Origin of the sequence: Streptomyces misionensis (assembly GCF_900104815.1) — a bacterium.
GTDB classification, from domain to species: Bacteria; Actinomycetota; Actinomycetes; order Streptomycetales; family Streptomycetaceae; genus Streptomyces; species Streptomyces misionensis.
On the sequence record NZ_FNTD01000004.1, the window covers coordinates 4,667,661 to 4,687,934 of the forward strand.

Below are 20,274 nucleotides of genomic sequence, written 5' to 3' on the forward strand. Positions count from 1 at the left end.
GCAGGCGTGATCGATATCAACGAGTCCGTGATGCAGTTCCTTCTGGCATTCGTCGTCGTCGGCCCGCTCCTCGGCGCCGCCGCCGCTCTCCTGCCGGCCCCGCCCGGGCTGAAGGGGAAGTCACCCGAGCAGGCCGTGCTGCGCCACGGTGTCACCGTGACCGCAGTGGTCCTCGCCGCCGCGGTCGTCCTCGCGCTCGGCTTCGACCACCACCATCCGTCGAGGATGCAGGCCACGACCGACATCAGCTGGATCCCCGCGCTCGACGTGCGGATCCACCTCGGCATCGACGGCATCTCCCTCCCCCTCGTCGTGCTGACCGCGCTGCTGACCTTCCTGTGCGCGCTCTACTCGTACTTCAAGCCGCCCGCGGGCCCGTCCCCGAAGGCGTTCGTCGCGCTGCTGCTCCTGCTGGAGACCGGCACCCTCGCGACCTTCTCCGTGCTCGACCTGCTGCTGTTCTTCCTCGCGTTCGAGACCGTGCTGATCCCGATGTACTTCCTCATCGCCCGCTGGGGCGGCGAGGGGCGGGCCCGGGCCGCGTGGAAGTTCATCCTGTTCACGCTTCTCGGCTCCGTCGTCATGCTGCTCGGCCTGCTCCTGATCGGAATCAAGGCCGGCACCTTCGACATGGTGGCACTCGCCACTGACAACGGCCGGTCCCTGACCGCGTCCGTGCAGGTCGTCGCCGTACTGGCGATCGGGCTCGGGCTCGCGGTCAAGACCCCGATGTGGCCGCTGCACAGCTGGCTGCCCGACGCCCACACCGCCGCACCGACCACCGGCTCGGTGCTGCTGGCCGGGGTGCTGCTGAAGATGGGCACGTACGGGTTCGTACGGATCCTGCTGCCGGTGGCGCCGCACGGCTTCCGCACGTTCGCGCCCTACCTCGCCGCCCTCGCCGTCGTCGGGATCGTCTACGGCTCCCTGGCCTGTCTGGCCCTGGCCAGGCGGGGCGCGAAGGGCGACCTCAAACGGCTGATCGCCTACTCCTCCGTCGGCCACATGGGCTTCGTCCTCCTCGGCATCGCCACCATGACCCCGACCGGCGTCAACGGCGCCCTGTTCGCCAACGTCGCCCACGGCCTGATCACCGGCCTGCTCTTCTTCCTGGTCGGCGCTCTGAAGGACCGCACCGGCACCACCGACCTCGACACGCTGGCCAAGGAGACGGGACTCGCCCTGTACGGCAGGGCGCCGCGCCTCGGCGGACTGCTCGCCTTCGGCGCCGTCGCCTCCCTCGGACTGCCCGGACTCGCCGGCTTCTGGGGCGAGATGCTGTCCCTGTTCGGCGCGTTCAAGCCCGCCGCCGGCCTCGGCCGCCCGGCCTTCCTCACCTTCATGGCGATCGGCGCGTTCGGCACCCTGCTGACCGCCGCGTACATGCTGATCGTGGTCCGCCGGGTCTGCATGGGCGCCGCCGAGGAGACCGCCGGGCCCACCGCCGACGGCCCGGGCCACCGGCTCGCCGACGTGCACGGCTACGAGTTCGCCGCCTGGACCCCGCTCGTCGCCCTCACCGTCGTCGCCGGACTCTGGCCGCGCGCCCTGCTCGGCCTGACCGACCCGGCCGTGCACCAGCTCCTCGCAGGAGGCACCCGATGAGCCCCCAGCCCCTTGCCGAGTCCGCCGGTTCACTGGTCCAGTCCGTCGACTGGCTCGCCGTCGCGCCGCCGCTGATCGCCGCCGTGGTGGCGCTCGCCGTGCTCGTCGCCGACCTGTTCCTGCCCGAGGCCCGCAAGGCCGTCCTCGGCTGGATCTCGGTCGCCGGGCTCGCCGCCGCCGCGCTGATGCTGCTGCCGCTCCTGGGCGGCGACCGCGCCACCTTCTGCCTGACCGGCACCCCGCGCGCGTGCAGCTACACCGCCGACCGCTTCACCCTGGTCATCCAGCTCCTGGTCCTCGGCGGCGCCCTGCTCGCGGCCCTGCTGTCGATCACGAACGTCGATGACGACCGGCGGCGCGTGCCCGCAGGGGAGTTCTGGTTCCTGCTGCTGTCCTCCGCGGCCGGCGCCGCCCTGCTGCCCGCCGCCCGCGACCTGGCCACCCTGATCGTGGCCCTGGAGGTCGCCTCGCTGCCCGCCTTCGCCCTGGTCGGCATCCGGCACGGCGACAAACGGTCCTCCGAGGCCGCCCTGAAGTTCTTCCTGTCCTCGGTCACCGCGACCGCGGTCAGCCTGATGGGCGTCAGCTTCGTCTACGCCGCCACCGGCTCCCTCTACCTCACCCAGGTCGCCCAGCGCCTGCCGCACACCGGCGGCCAGCTGCACACCCTGGCCCAGACCGGCGTCGTCCTCACCCTGATCGGCTTCGCCTTCAAGACCGCCGCCGTGCCCTTCCACTTCTGGGTGCCCGACACCTACGTGGGCGCGCCGCTGCCGGTCGCCGCCTACCTGTCGGTCGTCGGCAAGGCGGTCGGCTTCTCCGGCCTGATCCTCGTCACCGTCGTCGCGTTCCCCTCGTACGCCGATGTGTGGGGGCCCGCGCTCGCCGTCCTGGCCGCGCTCACCATGACCGTCGGCAACCTCGGCGCGCTGCGCCAGCAGGCCGCCCGTGCCCACAGCGCCGTACGACTGCTCGCCTGGTCCTCCGTCGGTCAGGCCGGCTACCTCCTCGTGCCGATCGCGGCCGCCGGGTACGCCCGGGACGCGCAGAAGGCGATCGGTTCGACGGTCGCGTACGCCCTGATGTACGCCGCCGTGAACCTGGGCGCGTTCGCGGTGGCCGCCGTGGTGGGCCGCGGCCGCGCCGCGAACCGGATCTCCGACTACCGGGGCCTGTACGCCACCAACCCGCTGACCGCCCTCCTGCTGGCCTTCTTCCTGCTCTGCCTGGCCGGCCTGCCGCCCGGCGTCATCGGGCTGTTCGCCAAGGTCACCGTGTTCTCGGCGGCCGTCGACGCGGGCCTGGGCTGGCTCGCGGTCGTCATGGCCGTCAACGTGGTGATCGCGCTCTTCTACTACCTCCAGTGGACGGCCGTGCTCTTCCGCGCCCCCGAGGGCGAGGCGGCACGGCACCGGGTCCCGGCCCCGCTCACCGCCGCGATCGCCCTCACCGGGGTGGCGGGCGTGGCCCTGTCGGGGGCGCCCCAGCTGGTGCTGCGGTTCGCGGCCACCGGACTGTTCTGAGGAGGCACGGGAACCCCTTCACCCGTCCGGCCCCCGCGCGTGACCCTGCCCACCTGGGAACTTGTCACCGCCGCCTGGCGTTGACCAGAGCGGGAGGGTCCACTGGACCGAAGGGTTCCCTGCTGTACCACTTGGAGGGCGTACCGTGCACCGCCGGCACAACGGGCTCAGGACCGCAGTACTCCTCGGGGGGCTGTCGGCGCTCATCATCGTCATCGGCAGCTTCTTCGGGCGCACCGGTCTGATCGTGGCGCTCCTGGTCGCCCTCGGGACGAACGCGTACGCGTACTGGAACAGCGACAAGCTGGCCCTGCGGGCGATGCGGGCCCGCCCGGTGAGCGAGTTCGAGGCGCCCGGGCTGTACCGGATGGTGCGCGAGCTGTCCACGCAGGCCCGCCAGCCCATGCCCCGGCTGTACATCTCCCCGACCGAGGCCCCCAACGCCTTCGCCACGGGCCGCAACCCGCGCAACGCGGCGGTGTGCTGCACCGAGGGCATCCTGCGCCTGCTGGACGAACGCGAGCTGCGCGGCGTCATCGGGCACGAACTGAGCCACGTCTACAACCGGGACATCCTCATCTCCTCGGTGGCCGGCGCGCTCGCCTCGGTGATCATGTTCCTGGTGAACTTCGCCTGGCTGATCCCGGTCGGCCGCTCGGACGACGACGAGGGCCCCGGCCTCGTCGGCATGCTGCTGATCATGATCCTGGGCCCGATCGCCGCCTCGCTGATCCAGCTGGCCATCAGCCGCTCCCGGGAGTACGAGGCGGACGCGTCCGGCGCCCAGCTCACCGGGGACCCGCTGGCCCTCGCGAGCGCCCTGCGCAAGCTGGAGGTCGGCACCCAGCAGCTGCCGCTGCCGCCCGAGCCCCGGATCGAGACCGCGAGCCACATGATGATCGCCAACCCGTTCCGCCCCGGGCAGGGCGTGTCCAAGATGTTCTCCACGCACCCGCCGATGGCGGAGCGGATCGCCCGCCTGGAGAACATGGCGGGGCGCCGGCTCTGAGCCTCCCCGCCGCGAGCCGGGCCTCCGCGCGGCTCACAGGGCCAGCACCAGGGCCGCTCCCAGGCCGCCGAGACCGAGGGCGAGGGCCGCGTGCGGCCAGCCTCCTCTGCCCCAGGGCAGATAGTGGTCCAGGGCCAGCCGGCCGGGGCCGATGGCGGTGACGGCGAGGGCGACGACGGCGATGCCGATGTTGTACTCCACCCCGCCCTTGTCGACCCACAACCCGTGGGCGGCGGTCACGGTCACCATGGCGTTGATCATCACGCCCACGATCGCCGCGGCCGCGAGCGGGGTGAACAGCCCCAGGGTGAGCCCGAGGCCGCCCAGGAGTTCGGAGAGGCCGCCGATGGCCGCGAAGAGCTTGCCCGGGCGGTAGCCCAGGGATTCGAACCCCTTGCCGGTCGCGGTCAGCCCCCGGCCGCCGAACAGCCCGAAGAGCTTCTGGGCGCCGTGCCCGGCGAGCGGCAGACCGAAGGCCAGCCGGAGGAGCAGCAGCCCCCCGTCGGCGGCGGTCACGCCCGCGTGGCGGGCCCGCTTTCCGGCGGGCGCGGCGGTGGTCGCTGTCTCGGTGTGGTGCCTGGGCATCTGAGGACTCCGTACGGATGCCGGGTGTGCACTTCCCCCAAGCCTGGACAGGCGTCGCCCCCCTGCCTCCTGCCCCCGATGATTCCGGAGGGGCGGCGCCGGCGCACATCGATCAGCGCGGCCGCCCCCCCCCCGCGGGTCAGCGGGCGCCGAAGGCCCGGTCCGTGGGGACGACCTCACGCCCCAGCGGCATCAGGGAGATCGGGACGAGCTTCAGGTTGGCCCAGCCGAAGGGGATGCCGATGATCGACAGGAACAGCGGGATGCTGGTGATCAGGTGCCCGAGCGCGAGCCACCAGCCCGCGAAGACCACCCAGATCACGTTGCCGATGACCGACCCCGCACCGGCGTCCCGCCGCTCCACGGTGGTCCGGCCGAACGGCCAGAGGACGAACCCGGCGATGCGCAGCGAGGCGATGCCGAACGGGATGGTGACGATCAGCACGAAGCAGATCAGCGCGGCGATCAGATAGCCGATCGCCATCCAGAGGCCGCAGCACACCAGCCACAGGATGTTGAGCAGCAGGTGGAACACCTTCATGATCGGCACCTCTCCAGGTCGCTCCGCCGGTCTTGCCTGCTGCCACAAGTATCAGCCGGTCGGGGGACGGGGGAGCACGGCGACGCCGTTGTAGCGGGATCGGGAACATTCCGGTACGAACCCGCGGGCAACCGCGTCCCGGCCCCCCGGCGTCCTCCCTCCCGAGACGGCACGGAAGCGCGCCGGCGGGCCGCCGATCTTCACGGAGATCTCACGCCGGCCACAGTGCGCGCAGGGCACGAAGGGGCAGGGATCGCGGCATGAGCATCATCGGTTGGATCATTCTGGGGCTGCTGGCCGGCGCCATAGCCAAGTTCCTGCTGCCGGGACGCGACCCCGGCGGCCTGCTCGGCACCACGGTCATCGGCATCGCCGGCGCGTTCATCGGCGGCTGGATCTCGTCCCGCTGGCTGCACCACGAGATCAGCAGGAGCTTCTTCGATGGCCCCACCTGGGCCGCGGCCATCGGCGGCTCCCTGGTGCTGCTGATCGCCTACCGCCTGGTCTTCGGCAACTCCCGCGACTGATCGGCACACTCCGCAACGACCGGCCCCGGCAGCACGGAAGGGTGGGCTCCCGCGAGGGACGCCCACCCTTCTTCCTTCTTCCTAGCGGTAGTTCACGAACTGCAGCGCGAAGTCGAAGTCCTTGCCCTTGAGGAGGGCGATCACGGTCTGGAGGTCGTCGCGGCTCTTGGAGCTGACCCGCAGCTCCTCGCCCTGCACCTGGGCCTTGACGCCCTTGGGGCCCTCGTCGCGGATGATCTTCGCCACCTTCTTGGCGTTCTCCTGGGAGATGCCCTCCTGGATCGTCGCGAAGATCTTGTACTCCTTGCCGGACAGCTGGGGCTCGCCCGCGTCCAGCGCCTTCAGCGAGATGCCGCGCTTGATCAGCTTGGACTCGAAGACGTCGAGGACGGCCTTCACCCTGTCCTCGGAGTTCGCCTCCAGGAGGATCTTCTCCCCGGACCACGAGATCGAGGCGCCGACGCCCTTGAAGTCGTAACGCTGGGAGATCTCCTTGGCGGTCTGGTTGAGGGCGTTGTCGACCTCCTGCCGCTCGACCTTCGAGACGATGTCGAAACTGGAGTCGGCCATGTCCTGTGGCTCCTTGTATCGGGGTGCGTGTCATGCGTACCGGCGTGTGCGGCGGCGGCCGCCGGGCCCGGCATCCTGCCGGGCCGCATCCGCACCAGCCTAGCCACCCCCGGACCCGACAGCCGGAGATCAACCGGGTGGCGAAGCACCCCCGTGGATCGGGTATTGTTTACGTCGTTGCCGGGGAACACCGCCGCAAGCGGGTTCGAATGGCAGCAAACCCGGCGGTGTGCCCGAGCGGCCAAAGGGAGCAGACTGTAAATCTGCCGGCTCAGCCTTCCCAGGTTCGAATCCTGGCGCCGCCACACGGAGGGAAACCCCCTCTGATCAGGTCGATGACCTGGTCAGAGGGGGTTTCTCGTTGTCGGGGGACGAGTCGCCCGGACGGGGGCGGCCGTGTCTCGCCCATCTCGCTCGCTTCCAGACGCCAGGCGCGTATGCCTCGGGTCCCTCCCGGAGGGGAGGGGCCGATCTCAGGATCGTTCCCAGCAACGATCCGGGCTCCCTCGGGCTCTACTGGGTGGGGCGACCGGCTCGGTCGCCGTTCGTCGACGGCGGCACGGCCCCCGGCCATGTCCCAGCCTGGTACCAGTGACGTACGTCACTTGCCGCGAATGCGCAAAGGATAAATGCATTTGAAGCGGCCAAAGCGAAATAAAAGTGACCTCGGGCAGCTCTGGCATGAACGCTGCTTATCTCGACGTCAAGGCAATTATCGATCATGTGTGATCGCGAGTGAAGGGGGTGGCCGTAAAAACGCCTCTGGAAGGTTCTTTCCAGAGGCGCGAAGGAGAAGCGGAACGTTGACTATTGAACTTTAGTCGCCCCGGTGACGGTCTGAGAAAGTGTGCGGACCCTGCCGAAGGAGGCGAGTTCCCTCTCATTCGGGAATCGGTAACGGCGATATCCGGTCGTGACGAGGTTGCGGTCCCGGAGGACCTTGAGGGCATTCTCGACAGTGGCCCGGCTGACCGACAAGGCGTCGGCAAGGTCTCCCTGCGAAGGCCCTTCGATCATCCGGCCGTACGTCGTGCACGGCACGGCGCACCGGTCCAGGAGGTGCACGAAGAGGCCGGCGAGCCGCTGCTCCGGGAGCAGGCTCCGGCGGTTGTAGACCCGCTCCGCGACGAGGAGCTGATCCGCCAGCACCTTGCCGAGCGAGGCCGCGATGACCGAGCTGTGTTCGACGATGCCGCGCATGCGGGACAGCGGAACGGCCAGGGTGAGCGTGCTGTTGAGGCAGCGCGCCGTGGGCGCGTGGAGTTCGGGACTGAAGACCTCGGCGACACCGAGCACGGCGCCGGCGCCATGGAGCCGCACCGTCGTGTCCTCGCCGTAGGAGGACTCCTCGTACACGCAGCCGGAGAGGACTACGTGGACCGTCGAGCCCACGGAGCCCCTCAACTGGTCGTTGCGGCTGCTCGATCGAGTCGTGAAGGTGCTGGCGAACTCCTGACGAGTGGGCCTCGGGAGCTCGGACAGGAACGGGTTGAGGTCGATGAGCCCGCGCAGAGCGCGCGAGCCGGACAGGCCATGGCCCACTCGGCCGGTCTCCATGTCGAAGGTGTACACGGAGTTGCCGAGGACCATGCGTTGCAGCGTTCCCTTGGTGCGGGCGCCACCGGCTGCTGCTTCGCGCTCGCGTCTTGCCCGATCCATCAGGAAGCACCCCCGGTGCCGCTGGTGCCGGAGGGCCCTGTCGGGCGGCTGGAGAAGGGAACCGAAGCGGTGTCGGCCGACTGGACTGGTGTCGCGTCCGCCGTGGTCGACGGCGTCGGCGCGGGCGCGGCGGGGGAGAGCGGCTGGATGACGTGCGGGATGACGGCGAACAACGCGGTGATCGCCGTGAGGACGGCCGCGATGCGCGCCGGCGCGGACGACAGGAGCTTGACGGTGAGGACGGCAGTGGCGGCCATGATCGCGACGATCATGACCGCGGCCGTAAGGAAGTCCATTCCTTCGGTTCCTTCTGAAGTTGTACAGAGGTAATGGCCGGTCCAGCGGTGCGACGTGGACATAAGGGAACCCCAGCCGGACTGGTGAGGTACGGCATAAGAGGGAACGCTCTTGATCGGGCAGGATATAGCACGATCGGTGTGGCACGGAAATGTCACCCTTGGGACAGGGATTTGCAGGTCTTCCCTCTGTGGTGTCGAAGCGAAGAACCATTTCCGTAAAATTCTGGGATTACTAACGGGTAACTCTTGAGATTCCCGATCTTTAGGGAATGGTTCTGACCGTCCCGCCGTTACATTCAACGGAGCTGACGTTGTGCCTGGCCGGTCCAGCGCAGCTTGTCGGGGCTTCCTCTGGGGGTGGTGCCCCGGAGGGCCCCGACCACGAGGAGACGCCTCCGACCTGCGAGGACACTTCAGAAGATGAAGACCCTGAACGAGTGAGTGGCGGCACCGAAGTGCCGCCACTGGTCGTTTGCGGCGCGAGCAGGCGGGCGGAGTATCGCTGCGGAGCCGAGAAGCGGCGGGGCCGCTTACCCGCAGGGACTGACAGTCCCGGGTGCTCCGGGGCCCGGTTCTCTCACCTGGACGTCACCGTCGCACCCTCGTCGCAGGGCCTTCGCCGGGGCGTCCGGACGGGCGCAGTGCGAGCAGGGCGATGTCGTCCGTGGCGTCGCCGCCGAACTTGATGATCAGTTCGTCGCAGAAGACGTCGAGGGAGTCCCGCGCCAGCGTGGCGGCGTACTCGCGCAGCAGTTCCAGGCCGATGCCGAGGGACTGGCCGCGGCGCTCGACGAGACCGTCGGTGAAGAGCAGCAGGGTGGAGCGGGGCGGCAGCGGGTCGCACGCGGACGGGCGGGGATGTCGGGGTCCATGCCGATCAGCAGCCCCCTGCCGGACTCCAGGTAGTGGGCGCCGCCCTCCGGGGTGACCAGCAGGGGCGGCAGGTGACCCGCGGACGAGTGGTGCAGGTCCGGGTGCCCGGTGCCGCCGGCGTCCTTCAGCAGGGCGTAGACGCAGGTGGCGGTGGAGCGCGGAGAGAGGGTGTGGCTCGCGAGGTCCAGGCGGTGCAGGACGTCGCCGGGCGGCTCGGGGCGGTCGACGGCGAGGCCGCGGAGCATGTTGCGCAGGGTGCTCATGGCCACGGCGGCCTGGAGGTCGTGGCCCGACACGTCGCCGATGACCAGCACGGTGTCGCCGCCGGGCAGGGCGAAGGCGTCGTACCAGTCCCCGCCGATCTTGGCCGTGGTGCTGGAGGGGACGTAGCGAGCGACCAGTTCCAGATGGCGGGCACGGGGCAGCTCCGGCAGCAGGGCGCGCTGGAGGTGTTCGGCGTTGGCGTGGGTGTTCTGGTGCTGGCGGGCGTTGTCCAGCCCCACCGCGATGCCGCGGACCAGTTCCGCGACCAGCGGGATGTCGTCCTTGGTGAAGGGCGCTTCGTCATCCGTGCGGACCAGGGTCAGCGCGCCGAAGACCTCCTGGTCGCCCCGGAGCGGAGCGATGACCGCGGTGCTGCCGCCCAGCTCCCCGACCAGCTCCAGCTGCCGTGCGTCCAGGGGGTTGTCCGTCCGGCCGGGCGCCGGGATCTCGGTCATCAGCAGCGGACCGGCGCCGCGCAGCACCCGGGGCAGCGGAGCCTTCGTGGTGTCGGTGATCGGCGGGAGCCGGCCGAGGTGACCGCCGGGGATCACGAGGTGGGGATCGCGGTGGACGATGCAGGCGCGTTCCACCTCGCCGTGGTCGAGCAGGTCCACCGCGCACCAGTCGGCCAGCCACTGGGTCAGCACATGGCACACCCGTCGCATCCGTTCGCCCAGGTCGGGGGTGCTGTTCAGGGCGGCGCTGGCGTCGGCGAACAGGGGCAGCCACTCGGACACCGCCCGGTCGACGGTCACCCTGCGCGCCTTCTTCGTGCCGGTCGGCAGGTGCACCGGTCCCGGCGCGGCCCGGGTCGCGTACCGGCTGCCCGGCGGGGCGTACGGCGGGGCGGGCCCGGCCGTCGTGGTGGTGAGCTGGGCGACGAACACGCTGCGCCCGTCGATCGCCTCCTGCGTCTGGACGGCCAGGCGGACGGGGACCGCGTGCCCGTCGTGGTGGAGCGCGGGCATCGGTATCGAACGGCCCAGGATGCGGGACTCACCGGTCAGCAACAGCGCGCTGAAGCCCGCCACATGGCGCTCGCGCAGGTGCTCGGGGATCAGCACCGTCAGCCGCCGCCCGACGAGGTCGTGCGCGGACCAGCCCAGCAGGTTCGCCGCGGAGCTGTTCACCGCGATGATCCGGTTGCCGTCGTCGGCCGCGACGGTCGGCACGTTGGCGGCCTCCACCTCGCTCGCGTCCCAGGGCGCCAGCTTCGCGGGGATCGCGCCCGGCGCGCCGCGGACCAGCGTCCATGCCGTGGGGTGCCGCCCGGACAGCTGGCCGACGATCTGCGCGAGCAGCCAGCGCCGGAAGGCCCGGATCTGCGGGAGGGCCGGAAGGGTGAGCAGGTCCCCGCGCCGTGCGGCCATGTCGGCCCTGTCGAGCACCTGGCCCAGGGCCGCCGCGGCCGCGGCGGCGTCCGCGGGGAAGGCCACCGCCAACGAGAGAGTCGTGGTGTCGGGCGCCTCCTGCTGCACCGCGGTCGTCATGCAGGCGGAGATCACCTGGCTCGTCTCCCGGGCGGCCAGCAGCTCCTTGGGCCGTATGCCGGCCCGGTCGGCGGCGGACGGGGCGAGGACCAGTTCGCGCAGTGTCCCCTCCCACTGCTGCTGCGCGGCCCAGTACAGGGCGTACGGCACGTCGTCGAGCGCCACGGTCACGGTCCGGCCGCAGGGCCCCACGGTCTCCCACGCGGACGTCGGCGGCGCCGGGGGGTCGGGCCACAGCTCGAACCAGACCGTCTTGCGGTCCTCCCCGCTGTGGACGCCGTAGCTGGTCGCCAGCTCCTCCACCAGCGCCAGGCCCCGCCCGGTGCAGGCGTACGGGTGGCGGTCGTGCGGCACCAGACCGCGCTCCGGCCGGGAATCGCCGATCCGCGCGCACACCCGGCCCTCGGCGGCCCAGACCCGCACCTCCACCTCGGCGCGCGCGTGAACCACCGCGTTGGTCACCAGCTCGTCGACCAGCAGTTCGGCGGTGTCCCGCAGTTCGGGCACGACATCCCTGAGCGCCGATCGCACGAACCGCCGGGCGAGCGCGGCGCTCTCCGCTTCCGGAGGCAGCCGTTGCGACGGCGCTCCGGGCGGCGCGGAAGTGCCCATGGCTGCCGGGTGCCCAGATACATCCACCCCACCCGGGGCCCGCCCCGTTGGATTCACTAGAATCGAACGAGTGAACGATTATGGAAGGCCGGATCCGGACCGTGATCCGGGTGCGGGTGCGGCGGTGCCGCGTCCGGACGATGCTGGAGCCATGACCGGCAAGCGGCCCATCGTGGTGCACCTGCCCTCCCCGACCGGCGGCCGCCGGGTGCGGGTGGACGGGGAGATCCTCGGGCTCGCGCACAACGTGCGGGACCTGGTGGAATTCCTGCGCCGGGCGGGGCTGGAGATCGAGCCCGAGCAGGTGGCGGACTCCCCGTTGATCGACTGGCGCGGGGTGGGCCCCGAGCGCTGGGAGGCGGAGTCGCGCACCTGAACCGGGCACACTGGCGGTATGTCCTCCCGACGCAGAACCTGCCCCGTGTGCCACCGTGAGATCGCCGTCGTGGCGGGCCGCTTCGCCCGGCACGACCCGCCCGGGGCGCGCGAGGGCACGCGGCTCGTCTCCTGCGAGGGCTCCCGGCGGCAGGCCCGACTCGGTGCGGCGCAGCCGACGTTGGACGGCTACGTCGTACCCGAGTTCCCCGGTCAGCTGCCGCTGTTCTGAGCCGCCGTCAGTTCGCGCGGCCCGGACGTCAGTTGCCGGCCACCGACTTCACCGCGACCGACACCGGCGTCGAACCACCCGTCAGCTCCAGCGTCAGACCGGCCGTCGCCGAGGTGTCCACCAGCTCCGCGAGTACGGCCGCCACGTCGTCGCGCGGGACCATGCCGCGCCCGGTGTGCGCCTCCAGCCGGACCAGGCCGGTGCCCGCGTCGTTGGTCAGCGAACCGGGCCGCAGGATCGTCCAGTCCAGGTCCTTCTGGCGGGCCACGTGGGCGTCGGCCTCGCCCTTGGCGCGCAGATAGGCGTCGAAGACCTCGTCGCCCTGGTGCGCCGGGTCCGCGCCCATCGACGACACCACGACGAAACGGCGTACGCCCGCGCGCACAGCCGCGTCCGCGAACAGCACCGCCGCGCCCTTGTCCACCGTCTCCTTGCGGGCCGTACCGCTGCCCGGACCGGCGCCGGCCGCGAAGACCGCCGCGTCCGCGCCCCGCAGCCGCTCGGCGACCTCCTCCACCGAGGCCGACTCCAGATCCAGCACCACCGGCTCGGCGCCGGCCGAGCGCAGGTCGTCGGCCTGTTCCGCCGCGCGGATGATCCCCGCGACCTCGTATCCACGCGCGGCGAGCAGCCGCTCCAGCCGCAACGCGATCTGACCGTGCCCTCCAGCGATGACAATGCGCATGCTTCCGACCGTACGCCCGAAGGCCCCTGCCCGCCGCACGGGTTGGCCCCGCCCCGGCCGGCCGGCGGCGCGTGTCCGCTGGCCCTACGGTGCCTCTCCCCGCCCCTGCCGGGGCAGTCCGGGTTCCGCGGGCACCGCCGAGTTGCGGTACTCGCGGACCGCGCTGGTACGGGCCACCACCCGGCCGTGGTGGATCACGATGCGGCTGTAGGCGAGGGAGAGGGCGCCGGGGAGGTGATCGCCGCGCACGGCGAGGAGTTCGGCCGGGAAGCCCGCCTCCACGCTGACCCGGGGCAGGCCGAGCGCGGCCCGGGCGGAGGTGCTCACCGCGTCGTAGGCGTCCTCGGGTCCGAGGCCGTGGGCGGAGGCGAGGAGGTAGGCCGCCTCCAGGGGGTCGCCGCGGCCCACGGGGTTCGACACGTCCCGCAGGGCGCCGCTGCCGGCCGCCACCCGCACCCCGGCCGCCCGCAGCAGCCGTACCGGCGCCGTCCCCCGGCGGTCGGCGCCCCCGCAGCCGCCCTGGGGCAGGCACACCACCGTCACCCCGGCCGCCGCCAGCTGGTCGGCGGCGCGGGAGGCGATGTCCGCGGGCAGGTGCGCGAGACCGGCGCACGGCCCGATCGTCACGCCGGGGCGCAGACCACCCGCCATCGCCGCGAGCCGGGACAACCGGGCCGGGTCCGCCGCGTCGGTGTGCAGGTCCACCGGGCAGCCGTGCTCCGAGGCCACCTCCAGGACCGCCTCCACGTACCCCGTGGGATCCGGGTCCAGGTCCGGGCAGCCGCCCACCACCGCCGCGCCCATCTTCGCCGCGTCCCGCAGCACCGCCAGCCCGTCCGCGCCGGCCACCCCCGTCAGCAGCCGCGGCATCGCCACCGTCGTCAGCTCCGCGAGCCCGCGCAGCGCCCGCCGCGCCCGCAGTACGGCACCCAGCGCGCCCAGCCCCTGCACGTCGCCCACGCGCACGTGCGCCCGTACGGCCGTCGCCCCGTGCCCCAGCTGGAGCAGCGCGGACTCCGTGGCCCGGCGCTGGACGTCGTCGGGGGCGTACGAGGCCGGGCCGGGGCGCTCGGCGGACAGGGCCGTATCGCCGTGGGCGTGCGGCTCCGCCGGGGCGGGCAGCAGCAGATAGCCGGCCAGGTCGACGCGCTGCACGCCCGCGCGCGCCGGACCCGACGCCAGGCTGCCCGCGGTGCCCACGGCCTCGATCCGCCCGCCGTCCAGCCGTACGTCCACGGTCCGTCCGTCGGTGAGCCGCGCCCCGCACAGCAGCAGGCCGCCCGGGTCGCCCGGTCCCCGGGACCCGGACGGGCCCGAGGACCCCGACCAGTTCGACGGCGGGTGCGGCTGCGGCTGGCTGTCGGGCATCGCGCTCCAGGGAGGGCAGAGGGGGCGGGGGCCGGTGACCGGGAGGCGTCCCAAGATCACACAGGCGGACCGAGCCTAGGGTGGCGAGCCGCGCGGACGGCGCAGGAGCGCAATAGTCGTACCGGCGTGGCCCACGGGCGGCGCGGCCCGTCGCCGCTCCCCGCGCCGGCGCGTCAGGCACCCTCCCAAGCCGCGCCGTCGCACCTGCTCGGGCCCCCTCGCCGCACCTCCGCGACCCGCGCACCCGCACCCCGGCCGCCCGCCACAAGGCGCACCCGCCCCCGGGGGGATACGGATTTGGGCGAACGGCGGCGGACCGTGTAATGTCTTCATCGCTCGCCCCAATAGCTCAGTCGGCAGAGCGTCTCCATGGTAAGGAGAAGGTCAACGGTTCGATTCCGTTTTGGGGCTCTGGTGTGAGAGGTTCCCGTCGCAAGACGGGTTCCGATCTCATCAAAGCGGTGTAGCTCAGTCGGTAGAGCAAGCGGCTCATAATCGCTGTGTCACCGGTTCAAGTCCGGTCACCGCTACTGACAGTAGCCGATTGTGGGGTCGGTCCTTCGATCGGCTACTCTTTCTTGCGTTGAATAAGTCCATCCGTTCGTCCTAGGAGCACTCACGTGGCTGCCACCGACGTCCGCCCGAAGATCACGCTGGCCTGCGTGGAGTGCAAGGAGCGGAACTACATCACCAAGAAGAACCGGCGTAACAACCCGGATCGCCTTGAGATGAAGAAGCACTGCCCGCGTTGCAACGCGCACACCGCGCACCGCGAAACGCGATAAATAGGCTCGTTCGCGAGGCCGTCCCCTTCCGAGGGGGCGGCCTCGCGGCGTTCCCGCGGTCGGGCCCGGCTAATTTGGGACCCTCACACCAGACATCAGGAGGTGCCGGGCCATGGCGCTCGACCAGTCCTTCGTGGGACGGACCTACCCGCCCACCGCCCCCTACGAGGTGGGCCGGGAGAAGATCCGCGAGTTCGCCGAGGCCGTGGGGGAGACCAACCCGGTGTTCACGGACCCGGAAGCCGCCAAGGCGTACGGGTACTCCGACGTGATCGCCCCCCCGACCTTCGTGTTCTCCATCACCTTCCGCGCCGCCGGCCAGGTCATCGAGGACCCCCAGCTCGGCCTGGACTACAGCCGGGTCGTGCACGGCGACCAGAAGTTCGCCTACCGCCGCCCGGTGCGCGCCGGTGACCGGCTCACGGTCACCTCGACCATCGAGGCGATCAAGTCCCTCGCGGGCAACGACATCCTGGACATCCGCGGCGAGGTGCACGACGAGGCGGGCGAGCACGTCGTGACCGCCTGGACCAAGCTCGTGGCCCGCGCGGCCGAGGAGGCGTGAGCAGCTGATGACCGCGAAGATCGGCTACGACGACGTCGAGGTCGGCACCGAGCTGCCGGCCCAGACCTTCCCCGTGACCCGCGCCACCTTGGTGCGCTACGCGGGCGCCTCCGGGGACTTCAACCCCATCCACTGGAACGAGAGGTTCGCCAAGGAGGTGGGCCTGCCGGACGTGATCGCGCACGGCATGTTCACCATGGCCGAGGCGATCCGCGTGGTCACCGACTGGCTCGGCGACCCGGGCGCCGTGGTCGAGTACGGCGTCCGCTTCACCAAGCCGGTCGTCGTGCCCAACGACGATCAGGGCGCCCTGATCGAGGTCAGCGGCAAGGTCGCGGCCAAGCTGGACGACAACACCGTCCGCGTGGACCTCACGGCGACCAGCGGCGGCCAGAAGGTGCTGGGCATGTCGCGGGCGGTCGTGCGACTGGCCTGACGGCAGGCCCGCTCCGGCGGCTGAGCGGTAGACGTAAGGGGCGTCCTCCTGGCGGGGCGCCCCTTACGCGTTTCCAGGCAGCTCCAGGCGGGATACCGGGTTGTGGAAGTAGTAATTGAGTACTAACTTACTTTCATGCCCAGGATGAGTGCGGAAGAGCGGCGCGAAAGCGTCGTCCGAGCGGCGATGGAGGAGTTCGGCCGAGGGGGCTACTACGGCACCTCCACCGAGGCCATCGCCAAGCGGGTCGGCGTGTCACAGCCGTACCTCTTCCGGCTCTTCCCGGGGAAGCGGGCGATCTTCCTGGCCGCGGCGGACCGCTGCATCCAGGACACCATCCGCATGTTCGAGGAGGCGGCCGAGGGGCTGGAGGGCGAGGAGGCCGTGCACGCCATGGCCACGGCCTACAAGACGGCCATCGCCGAGCAGCCCTCGCGGCTGATGATGCAGATGCAGATGTTCCTGGCCGTCGCGGCCGCCGAGCAGGAGGGCGACCGGGAGTTCGGCGAGGCCGTGCGGGCCGGGTGGATGCGGCTGTGGGACGCCGTCCATGTGCCGCTCGGCGCCGACGTGACCGGCACGACCCACTTCATGGCCTACGGAATGCTCATCAACTGCCTGGTGGCCCTCGGCTTCCCGGCCGGACACCGGGTGTGGGAGGGGCTGCACGCGGACCCGTTCCAGCGCGGAACGGGCGAACCCGAGGCGTAGGCAAGGCGCGGGACGCCCATGGGCGGACCCACGCCCGCGAAAGTTAGTCAGTAATAACTAACCAATCGAACGGGATCTCATCCCCGGGGGAGCGATGTCACAGACCCGCAGGAGCGCCGCCTGGGCGCTTCTCGTCACCAGCGTCGCCGGCTTCATGGCGGCCCTGGACAACCTCGTCGTCACCACCGCCCTGCCCTCGATCCGCCAGGATCTCGGCGGCGCGCTGGACGATCTGGAGTGGACGGTGAGCGCGTACACGCTCACCTTCGCCTGCCTGCTGATGTTCGGCGCCGCGCTCGGCGACCGGTTCGGGCGCAGGCGGCTGTTCATCGCCGGACTCACCGTCTTCACCGGCGCCTCGGCCGCCGCGGCGCTGGCGCCCGGCATCGGCTCGCTGATCGCCGCCCGCGCGGTGCAGGGCGTGGGCGCCGCGGTGATGATGCCGCTCACACTGACCCTGCTGACCGCGGCGGTACCGGCGGCCAGGCGCGGCACGGTGTACGGCATCTGGGGCGCCGTCAACGGACTCGCGGTCGCCTCCGGCCCGCTGATCGGCGGCAGCCTCACCGAACACGTGTCCTGGCACTGGATCTTCTGGCTGAACGTTCCGCTCGGCCTGCTCGTCCTGCCGCTGGCGCGGCTGCGGCTGGCCGAGTCGTACGGCGCCGACGCCCGCCTCGACGTCCCCGGCACCCTGCTCGCCGGCGGCGGCCTCTTCGGCATCGTGTACAGCCTGGTCAGGGGCCCCTCCGACGGCTGGACGGACCCGGTCGTGCTGACCGCGCTGTCGGCCGGCGGCGTGCTCCTGCTCGCCTTCGTGGGCTGGAGCTCGCGGGCCGCGAACCCCATGCTGCCGATGCGCCTGTTCCGCTCCCGGGCCTTCTCCGGGATCAACGCGGCGAGCCTGCTGATGTTCGTCGGCATGTTCGGCTCGATCTTCCTGCTCAGCCAGTACATGCAGAACGTGCTGGGCTACTCGCCCACGGACGCCGGGCTCAGGATGCTGCCGTGGACCGGGATGCCGATGCTCGTCGCGCCGATCGCCGGGTTCCTGTCCGACCGCGTGGGCGGCCGCCCGGTCGTCGCCGCCGGCCTGCTGCTCCAGGCCGCCGGCCTCGGCTACATGGCCTGCGTGGTCACCGCGCACGCCTCCTACGCCGACCAGCTGCCCGCCCTCGTCCTCAGCGGCGCCGGCATGGCCCTGTACTTCGCCCCGGCCGCCGCCCTGGTGATGTCCAGCGTGCGCCCGCAGGAACAGGGCATCGCCTCCGGCGCGAACAACGCCCTGCGCGAGGTGGGCGGCGCGCTCGGCATCGCGGTGATGTCCTCGATCTTCTCGGCGTACGGCGGCTACACCTCCGCCCAGTCCTTCGTCGACGGTCTGCGCCCGGCCCTGATCACCGGCGCCTCGGTGGTCGCCCTCGCCGCGCTGGCCGCGCTGATGATCCCGGCACGCGCCGGCGGCCCCCGGCCGGCACCGGCGGAACCGGCCGCACCGGCCCTGGAGACCACGGCGGGCTGACCCCGGCACGTCACCCCGGGACACACTCGGCCCACACGGTCTTGCACGGAAACGGGCCCTCGATCACCCCCCAACGGTCCGCCAGGGCGTCCACCAGGAGCAGCCCACGCCCCGACTCGGCGTCCACGGCGGGCCGTCGGACATCCGGCAGCCGCTCGCCGCGCGGGTCGGTGACCTCGATCCGGAGCCGGTCGCCGACGCGGCGGAGCGTCAGCCGGAAGTCCCGGCCCGGCACCCGGCCGTGCGTGACGGCATTCGCCGCCAGCTCGGCCACGAGGTGCGTCGCGGGGGCCGTGGGCAACCCCCATTGCCGCAACTGCGCCTCGGCGAGCAGCCGGGCGAGGCGGGCCCCGCGCCGGGTGGACGACAGCAGCAGGCTGAAGCCGGCGGAGGGGGCGGGCGGTTGGGCCGTGTCGGCGGCGATCTTCTGGTTCACGCTGCTCAGCGTGACCGGAAACACCTGCCGTGCGGAGTGAACGGGCGGTCGCGTGCGGTGACTGTCGGCGGGTTGTCCAGTGCTGTCCGGGCTGTCGGCGCCGTTGTCACGGGTAGGGCGCCGCGACAGGGCGCGGGACTACGGAGGGGTGCGGAATGTCGGTGGACGGCGAGGCGGTACGACCCGGCACGGAGGCGAACGAGCCCGGGTGGGAGGTGGATCCGGACGACGAGTGGGGCGTGGCCGTGATCACCATGGTGGGACGGCAGCTGAAGCTGCTGCGCGAGGCGTCGGGCATGCGCGCCGCCGAGTTCGGGGCGGCCATCGGCTACGGCGAGGACCTGGTCTACAAGGTCGAGGGCGGAAAACGGATCCCCCGGCGCGAGTACCTGGCCGAGTCCGACCGGGTGCTGGGGGCGGGCGGCGTCATCGCGGCGACGTGGGAGGACGTGAAGAAGGTCCGGTATCCGAAGACGGTTCGGGAACTGGGCAAGCTGGAAGCCAAGGCGGTCGAGATCGCACTGTACGAGTGCCACATCATCCCGGGGCTGCTGCAGACGCCGGAGCACGCCCGAGCTGTGATCGGGGCAGCGCAGCCGCCGTACTCGCCGGATGACGTGGAGCGCATGGTGGCCGCTCGGCTGGCCCGGCAGTCGATCTTCGAACGCTCACCTGCCCCGGCGCTCAGTTTCGTCCTGGAGGAGGGGGTTCTGCGGCGTCCTATCGGAGGCACAATGGCAGGGCGTCGGCAGCTCGAACGCCTGCTGGAGGTAGGTCGGTTGCACAACGTCGTGCTTCAGGTGATGCCGATGAACTGCGACACGCATTCCGGGCTGGACGGTCGGATCGAACTGCTGAAGTTCCCGGACGGTACGGCCGTTGGTCGCTCCGACGGGGCGTTCAACGGCCGTCCGACCTCCGACCCCAAACACCTGCGCATCCTTGAGCTGCGGTATGGCACCATCCGGGCTCAGGCGCTCTCGCCGCGGGAGTCGCTGGCCCTCATCGAGCAACTGCTGGGAGAAACATGATCCGCAAGACCACGGCCGGGGACGCCTCCGAGCTGGCGTGGTTCAAGAGCAGCCACAGCGGCGGCAACGACGGCAACTCCTGCGTCGAGCTGGCCGTTTCCCCCGGTACCGTGCATGTCCGCGACTCCAAGAACACCGAGGGCCCCCGGCTGGCGCTGACCCCCGGTGCATGGGCGCGCTTCGTGTCGTACGCCTCGGCGGGCTGAGCTGCGTTCAACGGCCGTCCGACCTCCGACCCCAAACACCTGCGCATCCTTGAGCTGCGGTATGGCACCATCCGGGCTCAGGCGCTCTCGCCGCGGGAGTCGCTGGCCTTCATCGAGCAACTGCTGGGAGAAACATGATCCGCAAGACCACGGCCGGGGACGCCTCCGAGCTGGCGTGGTTCAAGAGCAGCTACAGCAGCGGCAACGACGGCAACTCCTGCGTCGAGCTGGCCGTTTCCCCCGGTACCGTGCATGTCCGCGACTCCAAGAACACCGAGGGCCCCCGGCTGGCGCTGACCCCCGGTGCGTGGGCGCGCTTCGTGTCGTACGCCTCGGCGGGCTGAGCCCTCTCCGGACAGCAGCCG

At 71.4% G+C, this 20,274-nt stretch carries 22 protein-coding genes, 3 tRNA genes and 2 pseudogenes; 18 read left to right on the plus strand and 9 right to left on the minus strand.

From position 1 onward, the window contains the following. Positions 1 to 6 precede the first annotated feature (6 nt). The 3 genes from BLW85_RS22880 to htpX all read left to right on the plus strand — a co-directional run bounded on the left by BLW85_RS22880 (position 7) and on the right by htpX (position 4,137). Positions 7 to 1,605: a complex I subunit 4 family protein gene (locus BLW85_RS22880; protein WP_074993000.1), complete on the plus strand. Its 1,599-nt coding sequence runs from the start codon at positions 7 to 9 to the stop codon at positions 1,603 to 1,605. Continuing rightward, positions 1,602 to 3,128, plus strand: a complete 1,527-nt coding sequence (locus BLW85_RS22885; protein WP_074993001.1) for an NADH-quinone oxidoreductase subunit N — start codon at positions 1,602 to 1,604, stop codon at positions 3,126 to 3,128. The genes BLW85_RS22880 and BLW85_RS22885 overlap by 4 nt, the downstream gene beginning before the upstream one ends. A 145-nt stretch (positions 3,129 to 3,273) precedes the next feature. Then, positions 3,274 to 4,137, plus strand: coding sequence for a zinc metalloprotease HtpX (gene htpX, locus BLW85_RS22890; RefSeq protein WP_070026355.1), 864 nt, complete (start codon positions 3,274 to 3,276; stop codon positions 4,135 to 4,137). Between the two features lie 33 nt (positions 4,138 to 4,170). Here htpX and BLW85_RS22895 read toward each other — a convergent pair whose 3' ends face one another. Beyond that, positions 4,171 to 4,722: a DoxX family protein gene (locus tag BLW85_RS22895; protein WP_079172393.1), complete on the minus strand. Its 552-nt coding sequence runs from the start codon at positions 4,720 to 4,722 to the stop codon at positions 4,171 to 4,173. Between the two features lie 139 nt (positions 4,723 to 4,861). Further along, complete coding sequence (locus BLW85_RS22900; RefSeq protein WP_074996172.1) at positions 4,862 to 5,263, minus strand: YccF domain-containing protein; 402 nt, start codon at positions 5,261 to 5,263, stop codon at positions 4,862 to 4,864. Between the two features lie 260 nt (positions 5,264 to 5,523). Here BLW85_RS22900 and BLW85_RS22905 point away from each other — a divergent pair, with 260 nt between their 5' ends. Further along, positions 5,524 to 5,790 carry a GlsB/YeaQ/YmgE family stress response membrane protein gene (locus tag BLW85_RS22905; RefSeq protein ID WP_074993002.1) on the plus strand — a complete coding sequence of 89 codons (267 nt, stop codon included), beginning with the start codon at positions 5,524 to 5,526 and terminating at the stop codon, positions 5,788 to 5,790. Between the two features lie 81 nt (positions 5,791 to 5,871). Here the strand turns inward: BLW85_RS22905 and BLW85_RS22910 are convergent, their stop codons facing one another. Further along, on the minus strand, positions 5,872 to 6,360 hold the full coding sequence (locus tag BLW85_RS22910; protein WP_070026353.1) for a YajQ family cyclic di-GMP-binding protein: 489 nt from the start codon (positions 6,358 to 6,360) through the stop codon (positions 5,872 to 5,874). Positions 6,361 to 6,583: 223 nt separating this feature from the next. Between BLW85_RS22910 and BLW85_RS22915 the strand changes: the two genes are divergently transcribed. Then, positions 6,584 to 6,665 (plus strand) — tRNA-Tyr (locus tag BLW85_RS22915). A gap of 502 nt (positions 6,666 to 7,167) precedes the next feature. On the opposite strand, the gene BLW85_RS22920 is transcribed toward BLW85_RS22915, so the two are convergent. The 3 genes and pseudogenes from BLW85_RS22920 to BLW85_RS22930 all read right to left on the minus strand — a co-directional run bounded on the left by BLW85_RS22920 (position 7,168) and on the right by BLW85_RS22930 (position 11,557). After that, positions 7,168 to 8,019, minus strand: coding sequence for a Crp/Fnr family transcriptional regulator (locus BLW85_RS22920; protein WP_070026352.1), 852 nt, complete (start codon positions 8,017 to 8,019; stop codon positions 7,168 to 7,170). Then, positions 8,019 to 8,315 (minus strand): hypothetical protein, encoded by a 297-nt coding sequence (locus BLW85_RS22925; RefSeq protein WP_070026351.1) that lies wholly within the window; start codon positions 8,313 to 8,315, stop codon positions 8,019 to 8,021. The genes BLW85_RS22920 and BLW85_RS22925 overlap by 1 nt, the downstream gene beginning before the upstream one ends. 591 nt (positions 8,316 to 8,906) lie before the next feature. Further along, positions 8,907 to 11,557 (minus strand): annotated as a pseudogene (locus BLW85_RS22930) (SpoIIE family protein phosphatase). A gap of 151 nt (positions 11,558 to 11,708) precedes the next feature. Between BLW85_RS22930 and BLW85_RS22935 the strand changes: the two are divergent. Next, on the plus strand, positions 11,709 to 11,933 hold the full coding sequence (locus BLW85_RS22935; RefSeq protein ID WP_177330156.1) for a hypothetical protein: 225 nt from the start codon (positions 11,709 to 11,711) through the stop codon (positions 11,931 to 11,933). Positions 11,934 to 11,951: 18 nt separating this feature from the next. Beyond that, complete coding sequence (locus BLW85_RS22940; protein ID WP_070026350.1) at positions 11,952 to 12,164, plus strand: hypothetical protein; 213 nt, start codon at positions 11,952 to 11,954, stop codon at positions 12,162 to 12,164. Positions 12,165 to 12,192: 28 nt separating this feature from the next. On the opposite strand, the gene BLW85_RS22945 is transcribed toward BLW85_RS22940, so the two are convergent. Further along, positions 12,193 to 12,849, minus strand: a complete 657-nt coding sequence (locus BLW85_RS22945) for an SDR family oxidoreductase (protein WP_074993003.1) — start codon at positions 12,847 to 12,849, stop codon at positions 12,193 to 12,195. 84 nt (positions 12,850 to 12,933) lie between these two features. Next, entirely contained in the window at positions 12,934 to 14,217 is a 1,284-nt protein-coding gene (locus BLW85_RS22950; RefSeq protein ID WP_070026348.1) for an amidohydrolase family protein, read from the minus strand. A gap of 338 nt (positions 14,218 to 14,555) precedes the next feature. Between BLW85_RS22950 and BLW85_RS22955 the strand changes: the two genes are divergently transcribed. The 7 genes from BLW85_RS22955 (at position 14,556) to BLW85_RS22985 (ending at position 18,236) form a co-directional block, all read left to right on the plus strand. Then, positions 14,556 to 14,628: transfer RNA gene (locus BLW85_RS22955), tRNA-Thr, on the plus strand. Between the two features lie 46 nt (positions 14,629 to 14,674). After that, positions 14,675 to 14,747 (plus strand) — tRNA-Met (locus BLW85_RS22960). Between the two features lie 90 nt (positions 14,748 to 14,837). Beyond that, positions 14,838 to 15,002, plus strand: coding sequence for a 50S ribosomal protein L33 (gene rpmG, locus BLW85_RS22965; RefSeq protein ID WP_003948671.1), 165 nt, complete (start codon positions 14,838 to 14,840; stop codon positions 15,000 to 15,002). Positions 15,003 to 15,114: 112 nt separating this feature from the next. Beyond that, the gene (locus tag BLW85_RS22970; protein WP_074993004.1) at positions 15,115 to 15,567 is read left to right on the plus strand and encodes a MaoC family dehydratase N-terminal domain-containing protein; all 453 of its coding nucleotides are present in this window, start codon (positions 15,115 to 15,117) and stop codon (positions 15,565 to 15,567) included. A gap of 7 nt (positions 15,568 to 15,574) precedes the next feature. Next, a complete protein-coding gene (locus tag BLW85_RS22975; RefSeq protein ID WP_070026346.1) occupies positions 15,575 to 16,003 on the plus strand; it encodes a MaoC family dehydratase in 429 nt (142 codons plus the stop codon). A gap of 135 nt (positions 16,004 to 16,138) precedes the next feature. Next, entirely contained in the window at positions 16,139 to 16,714 is a 576-nt protein-coding gene (locus BLW85_RS22980) for a TetR/AcrR family transcriptional regulator (protein WP_177330155.1), read from the plus strand. A 94-nt stretch (positions 16,715 to 16,808) separates the two neighbouring features. Continuing rightward, positions 16,809 to 18,236: a DHA2 family efflux MFS transporter permease subunit gene (locus BLW85_RS22985; protein WP_074993005.1), complete on the plus strand. Its 1,428-nt coding sequence runs from the start codon at positions 16,809 to 16,811 to the stop codon at positions 18,234 to 18,236. Between the two features lie 10 nt (positions 18,237 to 18,246). Here BLW85_RS22985 and BLW85_RS22990 read toward each other — a convergent pair whose 3' ends face one another. Next, positions 18,247 to 18,672, minus strand: coding sequence for an ATP-binding protein (locus tag BLW85_RS22990; protein WP_079172394.1), 426 nt, complete (start codon positions 18,670 to 18,672; stop codon positions 18,247 to 18,249). A 155-nt stretch (positions 18,673 to 18,827) separates the two neighbouring features. Between BLW85_RS22990 and BLW85_RS22995 the strand changes: the two genes are divergently transcribed. The 4 genes and pseudogenes from BLW85_RS22995 (at position 18,828) to BLW85_RS23005 (ending at position 20,253) form a co-directional block, all read left to right on the plus strand. Beyond that, a complete protein-coding gene (locus BLW85_RS22995) occupies positions 18,828 to 19,703 on the plus strand; it encodes a helix-turn-helix domain-containing protein (protein ID WP_074993006.1) in 876 nt (291 codons plus the stop codon). Next, positions 19,700 to 19,909 (plus strand): DUF397 domain-containing protein, encoded by a 210-nt coding sequence (locus BLW85_RS23000; protein ID WP_070026341.1) that lies wholly within the window; start codon positions 19,700 to 19,702, stop codon positions 19,907 to 19,909. The genes BLW85_RS22995 and BLW85_RS23000 overlap by 4 nt, the downstream gene beginning before the upstream one ends. Before the next feature lie 3 nt (positions 19,910 to 19,912). Then, positions 19,913 to 20,047 (plus strand): annotated as a pseudogene (locus BLW85_RS41050) (transcriptional regulator); the annotation flags it as partial. Beyond that, the gene (locus BLW85_RS23005) at positions 20,044 to 20,253 is read left to right on the plus strand and encodes a DUF397 domain-containing protein (RefSeq protein WP_070026342.1); all 210 of its coding nucleotides are present in this window, start codon (positions 20,044 to 20,046) and stop codon (positions 20,251 to 20,253) included. The pseudogene BLW85_RS41050 and the gene BLW85_RS23005, both read left to right, overlap by 4 nt. Positions 20,254 to 20,274 lie beyond the last annotated feature (21 nt).